Annotated in this window: 9 protein-coding genes; 3 read left to right on the top strand and 6 right to left on the bottom strand. The window is 59.8% G+C overall.

The window, feature by feature from the left end:
* From WBP53_RS06385 to WBP53_RS06375, 3 genes are all read right to left on the bottom strand, one after another.
* On the bottom strand, positions 1-956 hold a 956-nt coding region (locus WBP53_RS06385; protein ID WP_423927075.1), incomplete at its 3' end, for a Y-family DNA polymerase.
* Positions 957-1,050: 94 nt separating this feature from the next.
* Positions 1,051-2,052 (bottom strand): CPBP family glutamic-type intramembrane protease, encoded by a 1,002-nt coding sequence (locus WBP53_RS06380; RefSeq protein ID WP_423927073.1) that lies wholly within the window; start codon positions 2,050-2,052, stop codon positions 1,051-1,053.
* 114 nt (positions 2,053-2,166) lie between these two features.
* Positions 2,167-2,589: a VOC family protein gene (locus WBP53_RS06375; protein WP_423927071.1), complete on the bottom strand. Its 423-nt coding sequence runs from the start codon at positions 2,587-2,589 to the stop codon at positions 2,167-2,169.
* Positions 2,590-2,985: 396 nt separating this feature from the next.
* Between WBP53_RS06375 and WBP53_RS06370 the strand changes: the two genes are divergently transcribed.
* The gene (locus tag WBP53_RS06370) at positions 2,986-5,442 is read left to right on the top strand and encodes a tetratricopeptide repeat protein (RefSeq protein ID WP_423927069.1); all 2,457 of its coding nucleotides are present in this window, start codon (positions 2,986-2,988) and stop codon (positions 5,440-5,442) included.
* 260 nt (positions 5,443-5,702) lie between these two features.
* Positions 5,703-5,969 carry a DksA/TraR family C4-type zinc finger protein gene (locus WBP53_RS06365; protein WP_423927067.1) on the top strand — a complete coding sequence of 89 codons (267 nt, stop codon included), beginning with the start codon at positions 5,703-5,705 and terminating at the stop codon, positions 5,967-5,969.
* A 96-nt stretch (positions 5,970-6,065) separates the two neighbouring features.
* Here WBP53_RS06365 and WBP53_RS06360 read toward each other — a convergent pair whose 3' ends face one another.
* The 3 genes from WBP53_RS06360 to WBP53_RS06350 form a co-directional block, all read right to left on the bottom strand.
* Entirely contained in the window at positions 6,066-6,386 is a 321-nt protein-coding gene (locus WBP53_RS06360) for a hypothetical protein (RefSeq protein WP_423927065.1), read from the bottom strand.
* A gap of 73 nt (positions 6,387-6,459) precedes the next feature.
* On the bottom strand, positions 6,460-9,876 hold the full coding sequence (locus WBP53_RS06355; RefSeq protein ID WP_423927063.1) for a pre-peptidase C-terminal domain-containing protein: 3,417 nt from the start codon (positions 9,874-9,876) through the stop codon (positions 6,460-6,462).
* Positions 9,877-9,959: 83 nt separating this feature from the next.
* The gene (locus WBP53_RS06350; RefSeq protein WP_423927061.1) at positions 9,960-10,817 is read right to left on the bottom strand and encodes a hypothetical protein; all 858 of its coding nucleotides are present in this window, start codon (positions 10,815-10,817) and stop codon (positions 9,960-9,962) included.
* Between the two features lie 563 nt (positions 10,818-11,380).
* On the opposite strand from WBP53_RS06350, the gene WBP53_RS06345 reads away from it, so the two are divergent.
* Positions 11,381-11,469, top strand: an 89-nt coding sequence (locus tag WBP53_RS06345; protein WP_423927077.1) for a DUF3297 family protein, incomplete at its 3' end; no start/stop codon positions are given.

The following is an 11,469-nucleotide window of genomic DNA, read 5'->3' as shown; positions in this document are numbered from 1 at the left end:
AGGCTGATCCGTTCAAGACGCGCCTGGGTCAGTTCAAGCAGCTTGCCCGCATCGCGCTGTGCTTCGAGCAGGCCGATCCGGATGCGCGTCGTCGCCTGGTGTTCGTGTTCGAGGATCAGCTCGAAATCCTGCACGCCGGCATCGCGCACGATGAGGAAGCGGGCGAGGTCGCGCAACATGCGCTGCAACGGAAACAGCAGGGCTTGCACGCTGTCGATGCGATGATCGAATTCGAGACGGCGCGCGTAACGGCTTGGCGGCTGATAGCTGGGCAGGGCTTCGGCGGCGAGTCCGCGCATGCGATCCAGATGGAGCAGGGCGGCTGGCCCGATGCGGCGCGTCAGTTCGGCCCGCGGCAGGGCGAATAGCTGGCCAAGATGATTCAGGCCCATGGAAGACAAACTACTTGATGTTTTCACTTCAAGTCCGCAATTTTCAACAGGAATATTGCTCAATGCACTGAGCAGTTGCGCCTGGGTGAGGAGGGCGACGCGATCCTGTGAGCCGGCCAGCACGCGGGCACCGGAAGCGACCGGAGCTGCGACAAGTCGATATTTCACGCCCCAGCCATCGAGGTCCCTGCGCAGTCGCCGTTCGAGTGCTGGCCAGCCACCAAACAGGCCGAGGCTGGCACCCACTTCAAGCAGCAGGGCACGCGGTGGCAACAGGCTCACCTCGCCACTGAAGCGGTAGGCACTGTCGGCCAGGATGCCGAGCATCTGCTGTTCGGCATCGGGCTCCCGCCTCCATGCCGCGAGGTCAGCCTGTAATGCACGCGCCGCGGCCAGTGACTGGCCTGCACGGATACCGGCCAGGCGGGCAGTCGCGCTCGCCATGACCACGCGAGGATTGCGTACCGGACCGTCGACTAGTACGGCAGGCAACTCACGCGCGCACTCCTGCGGACGCACGGCATCGAGCGGCAGTTCAGGAAAATAGAGGCATGCCCAGAGCATCGAGCGGGTCCGACGAAATCAATGTACGTATCTTAGTACGTATTCCGGTTTTCGTCTTGAGGCGCTGAAAAAAGCCGTTCAGCCGTTCAGCCGTTCAGCCGTTCAGCCCGGGCCGGCGCCACATCCTGTCGATCACGATCATGAGGACGAAAGCCCCGAGCAAGCCGATTCCCATGGCATCGGTGGCCGGAATCAGGCGTGGCGTATTGTTCAGCGCCGTGTGCAGGACCACGGCCAGCAGAAGACTTCCCTGCGAGCGGTTGAACAGCCAGGTGAACAGGGTCGCAAGGATGACGCAGGCACCGGCCTTGGCCAAGACCAGCGCGGGTTCGCCGGAGTATTGACCGTTGAGAAACAGCGGGAAATGCCACAGGCCCCAGACGACACCGAGAATGGCGGAACTGAGCAAGGGGCTGAACCGCTTCTGCAGTTCCGGCAGCATCCAGCCGCGCCAGCCGGCTTCCTCGCCGACTGCCACCACGAGCAGGGTAAACAGCAGTGAGCGCACGACGAACAGCAGCCATATCGCAGTGGACAGGCCACCGTCGACGGCTTCAACCGGATCACCATTGGCCAGCGTGATGGCAAGTCCCAGCAACATCCAGCTGGCAGGAAGGAACAGCGCCACCAGCCACCAGCGCAGCGGCAATCGCCAGGTCGTCAGGGAAGCCAGTTGCGGGGTTCGGCTACCGGCAATCGTCGCGAAAATGAATCCCGCGACTGCAGCGGCGACAAGAGAGCCGGCCAGACCGATCGCGGTAATTCCCTGTGCCTGGGCTTTCGCGAATTCCGCTGCCGAGATGGCATCGCCGGTAAGCAGGCTCGAGATATCCAGGGTGCCGACAATCAGGAATACCGGCAGGAAGGCGAACCACCAATGACGGGTGCCGATGGCCGCGCCCGTGCCGCGCATGCGGTCCAGCACGATGACCGCCAATGCCGGCCCGAAACCGATTCCGGTAAGGATTTTCCCCAGGGTCCAGTCGGTGCCGGCAAGCAGCGGCACGCAGAACCAGATCGGCCAGGTGATCAGGTAGCAGAGCAGTACGTAACTCAATACCGGTCGGGATTCGGCGAATTGCTTCAATGGCTGCACTGGATCTGTCCGATAAGGTTCAGTCAATACTGCTGTTTAGTTGATAATAGCGATAGCGCCAGAAGTCATGCGCGCTGAATACTCGTCATCTTGAGGTTCGCCAGCTACGACGCCCTACTTCGCGAAAAGCAGGGAAGGATCCGCGAACGCCTTGAATTCGAGCGCGTTGCCGCTGGGATCGAGCAGGAACATGGTTGCCTGCTCTCCCGGCTTGCCGACAAAACGCAGGTGCGGCTCGACGATGAAGACCGTGCCGGCCTTGCGCAGACGCTCGGCGAGCGCGTGCCAGTCAGGCATCGAAAGTACCAGGCCGAAATGGCGGACAGGTACGGCATCGCCGTCGACATCGGCGGAGCTTGAGTTTAGACACTCCTGAGGCGCGACATGCGCCACGATCTGATGGCCATGAAAGTCGAAATCGACCCACTCGTCACTGGAGCGGCCCTCGGGGCAGCCGAGCAGTTCGCCATAGAAGTCGCGTGCATGTGCGAGCGAAATGACAGGGAAGGCTAGATGGAAGGGTGGGAGGTTTGTCATGCATTGGTCTCGTGATGATTGTTCGGGGCCTTGACTTCAATGGCGTTGATCTGACGCTGAATCCCGAAATTCGAATCCCTGGGGTCTGCGATGGCAAATGATGGTTCAGCGAGAGGTGCAGTGCCTTCGGAGCTTGGCGGTGACGGCAAAATCTGTGACTGAGCAGCCATCCGGTTGTTGCGAGGCCATTCTCGCCCGGGCAGAAATGATGGTGTCTGACAGAATCGATTAGGACGAACTCCAGCAGGCTATTGGGACAGTGTCATTCGCCACCGCTTCATGCGCAAGAATGGATACCGGGGCAGTATGTGCGGCCGGGGCAGATCCGAGCAGTGAATGGAATCGCGGACGCTTTGCGCTAGGCTGTAGTCCGTTGCGTGCCACCAGCCAGATTTGATGTCCGAAAGCGAACCAGACAGCATCGAGCAGATTCGCGCATTCCGGTTCGGCGAGTTCGAACTGCGACCCGGAAGCCACGAGCTCCTGCGCAATGGGCAGGCTGTTGTGCTGCAGCCCAAGGTGTTCGACTTTATTGCCTATCTGCTCATCAATCGCTCCCGCCTGATAGACAAGAACGAACTCCTGGAAGCCGTCTGGCCGCACCAGGTAGTGACCGACGCCGCGCTGAGCCGCTGCGTGATGAAGGCGCGCCGAGCGCTAGACGAAGATGCCGAGAATCCAAAGGCGATCCAGACGGTGCATGGTCGGGGTTTTCGCTTTGTGGCGCTGGTGGACGTTGTGGTTATCGACAAAGCGGTGGATTCGGCAATTGCAGATCTGACCGCAACTGATTCAAATGCCTCATCTGAACCGGCAGCTTCGGTCGCCGCGCATGCGTCGAAAGAACTCGGCCCGATTCCCCAGGGGATATCCGGGCTGGCGAACACCGCAAGGACACGCACGTGGACTAGGAGTGTCTGGATCGCGTCGGGTTTGATAGCGATCGTGCTTCTTGTCTGGCTGGTGCAACGACCGGAATCACAGGGACGAAGTGCGACTGCCCAGATGCGGGTGGCCGTTTTGCCGGTGGAGAACCACACCGGCGATCCGCGCCAGGACTGGGCTCGCCTTGGCCTGATGACGGCGATCGACGAAATCCTTCGTGTGGAAGGCCCGGTCCGTGTCATGGGCGCACGCGAGGTGGTTGACCTCGACGGCGAGGAAGAAAAACCCGAGACGCTGGACCGGCAACTGCGCGAGATCTACGGAATTACGCATATTGTCCGAGGCAAGATCCAGCAGAACGCAGGGCAACTGAGGTTCGACTATCGGGTGAGAGACGCTGAAAACAATGATCGTCGGCGTAGTGTTGTTGCCGCTGACATCACGAGCCTCGCCCATGCCGCCGGCGCAGATCTGAGAATCGCTCTGGGCTTGAGCGGAGACAGGGCCGAGGTCACATCTGACAGCTTTGCCAATGAAGCCTATCTTCGTGGTCGTGCATTGAGACTTCAGGGCGATGTCCCCGGGTCACAAAAATACTACGCCCTGGCCGTTGAACAGGCTCCCGGCGAGTTCTGGCCGCGCTATGAAGTCGCAATTGGACTGCGCGATCTCGGCGAAAGGGAAAAAGCACACGCACAGTTGCGCCTGTTGCTGGATGAAGCCGATGCCAACGGTTCGGCGCGGCAACGCAGTTCGGTTCGCAATGCACTCGCGATCATGAGCTGGCGCAACGGCGATCTGGACGGTGCGGCCGCGCTCCTTGACGAGGCCTACACCATGTCCCGTCAGCTGGATGATCCCGATCGATCCGCAGCCATCCTGATCAACCTCGGCATCCTTGCAAAAAATCGCGACCAGTTGGGCGCTGCCCGTGACTATCTCAATCAGGCGGCCGAGTTTGAGCTGATTGCCGGAAAGGAGATGCCATCAGGAAATGTGCTGCACACTCTCGGTCAGGTTGAATTGAAGTTGGGTGACCTCGATAGCGCCGGCAATCATTTCCAGTCCGCTATCGATCGATTTGAGCTGGTCGGGGAACGGCGTAGTGCTGCGGTCGCCATGAATTCGCTGGCGCATTTGCGTTGGCGGCAGGCTCGCGCACAGGATACGCGCACGCTGTATACAAGAGCTCTGCAACAACATCGCGAGCTGGGCAATCGAAGTTCGGAAGTCACTGCCCTGATTGGACTGGGCCTTGTCGAGATGGATCAAGGGCAGTTGGCGAAAGCCGGTGAACTTGCCGAGCTGGCGTTGCGGATCGCCCACGAGCTCGGGGAGGCACCGAAAGTCATGCAGGCATTCTCATTGCTGGGCTTGGTACAAGGTGCTCGGCTGAATTTTACAGCGGCAAGAGCTTCGCAGGCGAAAGCACTTGAGGAAGCACATTCGATCAACGAGATCGACGGCATACTTCACGAACGACTGCTGATAGCCACCATCGACTGGCGTCTAGACAAGAACGCTGAAGCCGGGCAGGCCGCGCTGGCAATCCTTGAAGAAGCACGGGCAGGTCGATTTGTCCTGCTTGAAGTTGATGCCCTGTTGTTGATTTCCAGAATGCGAATGGCGGCACAGGAATGGAATCAAGCCAGGGAATCCCTGGAAGCGGCGCAGGCCAGGATTCGGGCAGTTGGTGATCCGCGAAGAAATGCGACTGTGTATCTGGCACTTGCTGAAGCAAGCATCGGAATTGGCGACTTGGCCGAAGCCGAGGTCCAGATTCAATTCGCCGAATTGGTGCTTGGAGCCACATTCGAAGTCTTGAAGCTGAGGGCAACGCTTGCAGCGGGTCAGGGGGATGCAGGCACCGCGCTGGACTATGAGCTGGCGGCCAGAATCGCGGCAGCTGAGCGATGGACCCTGATAGACGAAGAGCGATTGTTGGCGCGCCGCGAGGCTGTGCCTTGAAGAGCTTCGGACTCTTTGGGGTATATCTGGACGGTCAGACTGGCATCGCAGACAATTCGGGAAAATCGAGTCGCGGAGCAGGACAACAACTGAACAGACTCGCCAGATGGCGAGGGCGTTGGAAAGCTTGTGTCGGAGATCGCAATGTCTTGCATCATTGTCTCATGAGCGTGCCGGTCGATCAGCAGGGCGTGATTCATCCGCGCGCGCTATCCTTTGCGTTCAGGTTGATCCACACATAGCAGTCCGAGGAGGCGAGCATGGCTACCGGTTGGGCAGGCGACGGCGCCGTCCAGGATCAGATCGATGCCACGATCAAGGATGGCATCAAGCGCGCGCGCACGCAGTTGCGCGCGGGGCCGGGGTTGGAGCGTTGCGAGGAATGTGATGCAAAGATTCCTGAAGCGCGACGCAAGGCCGTTCCTGGCGTGCGTCTGTGCGTGAAGTGCCAGGAAGCCAGTGACCAGGATGCCAGGAAAGCCGCTGGCTTCAATCGCAGGGGCAGCAAGGATAGCCAGCTGCGTTGAGTCGCCCATCCTGGATGGTGCACCACTTCAATCAAACTCCCGGGGGCTCATGACATGTCTGCATTGGACCTTGGAAAGATGCGCGAGCGGCTGCTGTCATTGCAGCATGAACTGGAACAGGTAGAAGCGCTGTCTGCGGATTCGGACCAGCCAGTCGAGCTCGATCAGTCGCGCTTCGGCCGATTGACCCGCATGGACGCTATGCAGGCGCGAGAACTGGCGCTTGAAACAAAGCGCCGGAGGCAGGTCCAGCGCACGCGACTGGCCGGCGCATTGCTCCGCCTGGAACGGGGTGAATATGGCGATTGCCACGTCTGCGGCCAGGAACTGGATGCCCGTCGACTGGACATGGATCCGACTCTGACTCGTTGTGTCGGGTGTGCGCAGGCCTGATCCTGTTGCGCTCGATCCCCACATGAAAAACGGCGACCGGATTTCTCCGGTCGCCGCAGTTTCAATCCCCGACTGAAATCGGTTCGGTTCTGTCCCGCTACGGCGTAAATGCGGGTGCCAGCGTGACTCCCGAGAACGTCGAGTACGCCCGCACGGACACGTAGTAGGTGCCCGCCGTCGGTGTCGCAAACGTGCATGTCTCGTTGTTGCCGCTCAGGTACGGACGGCAGGTATGGCTCGTTGTCGTCGGGGCCGATCCCAGCCGCACGTAGAGATCGGCGTCTCCGCTCCCTCCCGCAATGGCAATGGACAGGTTGCTGGCGCCTGCAGGCACGACCAGGGTGTAAACCGACGTCCAGTTGTTCGTGGTCGCAGCCAGTCCGCTGATCGACACGCCGTTCTGCAATACCGTCCCGCCGCTGGATGCCGGAGTGTAGCTGCCCGTCAGGCTCATGCCGCTGAAGGTCGCGTAAGCGTTGATCATGACGTGGTAAGTGCCAGCCTGTGCGGTCGCGATCGTGCAGGTTTCGTTGTTGCCGCTGGCCCATGAACGGCAGTCATAGCTCGACGTGGTGGGTGCCGAACCGAACTTGACGTAGAGGTCGCCATCGCCACTGCCACCTGAAGTGGAGAAGCTCAGGCCGGTAGCTCCGGCCGGGACGATCATCGTGTAGGTGAGCGTATTTCCGCTGGTTGCCGTCAGCCCGGTCACCGCGACTCCGTTCTGCAACACGCTACTGCCGCCGCTGGTGACAGTTACGGATTTCGTCGTCGCGTTGCTCGCACCATTGTTGTCGGTGACTGAAAGACTGACGCTGTAGGTTCCGGCGGATGCATAGGCGTGCACAGGATTGGCCGCCGTCGAGGTCTGGCCGTCACCGAAATTCCAGGATCGCGAAGCGATGCTGCCATCGCTGTCGGTGGAACTGTCCGTGAAGTTCGCAACCAGGTTGCTCGTCGTGAAACTGAAATTCGCTACCGGCGGATTGTTGGTGACGACCGTGTAGCTGCCGGTCAACGAGACGCCCGAGAAGCTCGAATAGGCCTTGACCCGCACAAACCAGGTACCAGCCTGCGGACTTGCAAACGGACAGGACTCGGCGTTGCCTCCTACATACGGCCGACAGTCATAGGTTGCATCGGTCGGTGCGCTGCCGAATCGGACGTAGAGATCGGCATCGCCGGTACCTCCGGTCATTGCAAAGTTCAGGTTGCTGGCACCGGAAGGTACGATCATCGTGTAATTGATCTCGTTTCCGCTGGTCGCACTCAGTCCGCTGACGGTCACTCCGTTCTGAAGTACGTTGCTGACCGGGGCCGAGACGGTGACCGACTTCGTGATCGAGTGCGTGGCTCCGCCGTTGTCGGTAACGGTCAAGCTGACACTGTAGGTTCCGGCAGCGGCATAGGTGTGGCTTGGATTGGTCGCAGTGGAGGTGTTTCCGTTTCCGAAATTCCATGCGCGCGATGCGATGGAGCCATCACTGTCGGTTGAGCTGTCGGTGAAGCTGGCGACCAGATTGCTCGTCGTGAAGCTGAAGTTCGCCACGGGTGGTGTATTGCTCGCCGTGCCCGTGAAGTTCTGGCCCGAGACATTGGCATTGCTCACGTTCACGCTGCGACTTGCAGGTGCGAACGTGTAGCTACCCAGACTCGGGGTCAGTGTGTAGCTGCCGTTGGCCAGGTTGCTCAGCGTGTAGGCGCCGCTGGAATTGGTTGTGGTGCTCACCGATCCGGTGCTGATGTTGACGCCCGAGATGCCGACACCGGTACTCGTCGTCACGCTGCCGGAAACCGAATAGGTGCTCGGTGCCGCGCCACAATCGCTGAACTTGAAGTCCTGGATGCGTGTGTTCCAGCTGCCGGATGGACGATACATGCCGACCATCCAGAATGTGCAGTCATCGGAAGGATCGACAGCCATCTGGAAATAATCACCCCAGCGACCGGAGGTTTCCGCGGCAGATCCCGCAGCGACCAGGTTGGCACCCTGGGTCATGACGCCGCCGGCATCGGAGGCCATGCGTCCGGTGTAGCCGAGGCTGGCATAGGTTGTCGGTGAGGATGTCCTGGTCGTGTTGTAGCCAAGGCCGATGTTGCCCTTGTTGTCGGTGGCGATCGTACCGACCAGATGATGTGTATTGCTGTCGCCAGGAGCGTAGGTTCCTTCCTGCTGCAGGGTCCAGTTGCCCGTGCCGACCCGACGCAATTCAAACCAGCGGATGCCGGCATTGACGACCGTGCCGGAGCGTGCCGGATTCAGATTGGTCGCGAACTGGCCAACGATCGATTCGTGGCTACCCATGTTGCGATAGACCAGGGAGTTCAGGATCACTTCACGAATCGGATCGAGGAGTGAACTGGAGCCCGGCTGCGGCACGGTTGCGAACGACGAGTAGTTCCTGAACCAGCTGTTGAACTCGGTGATGGCGATGCGTGGCAAGGTGGTGATGCCACTGTTGCCAGGTGAGTTCCAGTCGATGTTCATCGAATACAAGTCGATGAAGTCGCGGGTTGCATCAGCTGATCCTGCTGCGTGAGCCTCATCGTCGTTGTGGCGGGCGAGGATCTGACGCGTGGAAGCTGGTGGCGAATTGGCGGCAGTTCCCATGAAGGTGACTGGTGTAAGCGCCTGGAATCCGTAGCCGCCCAGTTTCGGCACGCTGGTGAAGCGCTGCTGCGCACGTGCGGTTGCGCCATTGAGCATGTTGGCGCGGTCATAGGCATAGGCTGCAACCGTGCTGCCGCCTTCGTTGTCGGTGCACACGTAGGCGTTGTTCCAGACCCCGCAATGCGGATAGTCGTTGAGCACTGGAGTCGAGAAACCATAGAACCACCATCCACCGGTTACCGGATTGGACGTCTTGGAGACATAGATGCACATCTTTGCCGCCGATGACGTTCCGCCCATCTCGAGAAGGAACCAGCGATTGGCGAGGCGATCAAACAGCACGATGGGATCGCTGACCGAAGTCCGGCAGCCATCTCCGCTCGGAGCCAGTGAAGAGAATGTGGTCGGCCCGGCGAGCTTGGTGCCCGATTTGTTGTAGATGGTGAACGTGGTGCCGCTGCTGCCGTTGACGCCGTAAATGATGTGATCCGCGCTGACATCGACCACCGGATCACCCGGAGAAACGCCGGTCGAACCATTGTTGATGCTTACGCGGGTCTTCGGTTCGGACTGCATCGAACGGGAGGGTGCGTTCTCGTCCCACATCTTCTGCAGCTCGGGAAGATTGTCCGGCTCGGTCAGGATCCATTTCGGTGCTGAAGTATCAAGCCGTTCCGGTGGAAAGAACTGGCGTTTGTGGGCTTCCTTGATCGCCATGCCAGGTCGCCAGCTGGCAGCTGTCGGCATGTCGCGAAGATCGACGTCGATGCCGACGGCCGATACCGGTTCGCCAACCTGTACGCCACCGGGCGACTCGAGGTTTGAGGCGCTGATGGCATGGCCTTGTAGCACCAGCAGCATTGCGAGCGCTGTGCCGGCCACGATGGATTTTCGGAGGTTCATCAATTTTTCCTCGATAGGGAATCGCTTGAAACTCATGCGTTTCGCCTTGCCTATCAGGAGCAGGCAGTACGAAACGGCCTCTTTCAGTTGCTGTCGCCTTTCACTTGCTTTTCTTCGCTCGAACTTGCGTCCGCCGCGGTGAATCCGTTCCAGCGCAACAGACGTATTTCGCCGCGCAGGCTTTGCAGAATGATGGTTGCCCGAGCCACGCCAATGGTGGTTTTGGCTGTCTTGTTCGGTTCCTTGCCCGGCAGTTGCTCAACCTGAAGCGAGTACTCGGTTGCAAACGCTGCCGACGTGGACATTTGAAGTTCGGCATCGAGCTTTTCGTCGACGGCGAGAATGATTGTTCCCGTGCGTGTTGCCAGTCGCTGGGTGGATCCGGCCGGGGCAGGGCCCAGTGATGCTTCGACGGAGCCGGAGCCGGCGGTCCGGGCCTGAACGCTTCCCTGTGTTCCTCTGATGGCAATGTTTCCGCTCGTACTTTGCAGGTCGATATCGGCGCGAATCCCGCGACTCTCGATCTGGCCTTGTTCGGTGCGCACGGTGACCGAGTGCCCCTCGGCGACAAACACGACGAGGTCAAGCCGTTGATCGTCGGTGATCCGGACGCCTTCGGGCAGGCGTGGAGCGATGCGGTAGTGGCCCTCGACGACGCTGGGTTGCAACACGATGACGGCCGCCCCGTTCGGCTGCTGGACAACAGCATGTGACGCGACAGCGTGTTCGTAGCCGCCAAAGCGAAGGCGCACATCACCGTATGGATTGTCGATCACTACGGGCTGATTTTTCGCAAGGGTTGCCGATGTATCCACGCGAGTGAGCTGCGCTTGCGCAGCCGTGCTGTCGTTGGCGCCCGTTGGCGTCGATTGTGCAACCGCGTGCACACACAAGCACGCCGCGATGATGGCAGTTGCGCTGCCGAATACCGTATTTCGCAAAGTTGTCTCCCCAGACCGTTCAACAATCCGGAACGCGTGCCGGGTCGCGACCTGGGTCGTCGACCGGTTCCCTCACGTCATTCCAGAGGCGGGAGCAACGGACCATCAAAAGACTGAGTCCGACTCCACCCGACGGCGGATCATGCATAGATTGCGGAGTTGTTACAAGTGTCGCGGATTTGCGTTTGGCAAACTCACGAATGACGACAAAAGTCATGCCGCAGTGCGCCATCGGTAGTGCCGGCCGCACTTCATTCGCTGCATATAATGCCTGGGCAGATTCCTGTTTCGTTACCGATCAACAGCTTCAGAAGGAGACTTGAAGTAGTTTTTTGGTGTCTGACGGCGTGCCTTGCGGTGGATTTCGCCGAAATCCGTGTCTATCGCACCACCCAGGTCCGCATGAGGCTGGATCAACGATTCGCTCACATTCTGATCCGCATCAGGCTGGCAAGCTGGACGAGGTGTGGAAACCATGTGATGGCGCGACCCACGTTTCAAGGCAAATAACGTACGATTGGGAGTTCAGCCTATCGACCCACCAAGCCAGACGGAGCACATGCATGACAGCATCCTTGCCAGATCGCCTTTCGGTTGATCCAAAAAGCCCTTTCCACGATGCCGATTTGTTGGCGCGCGGTGTTGGCATCCG

Origin of the sequence: Dokdonella sp., from assembly GCF_049593775.1 — a bacterium.
Classification (GTDB): domain Bacteria; phylum Pseudomonadota; class Gammaproteobacteria; order Xanthomonadales; family Rhodanobacteraceae; genus Dokdonella.
This window is presented reverse-complemented; position numbering and strand designations above follow the sequence as displayed.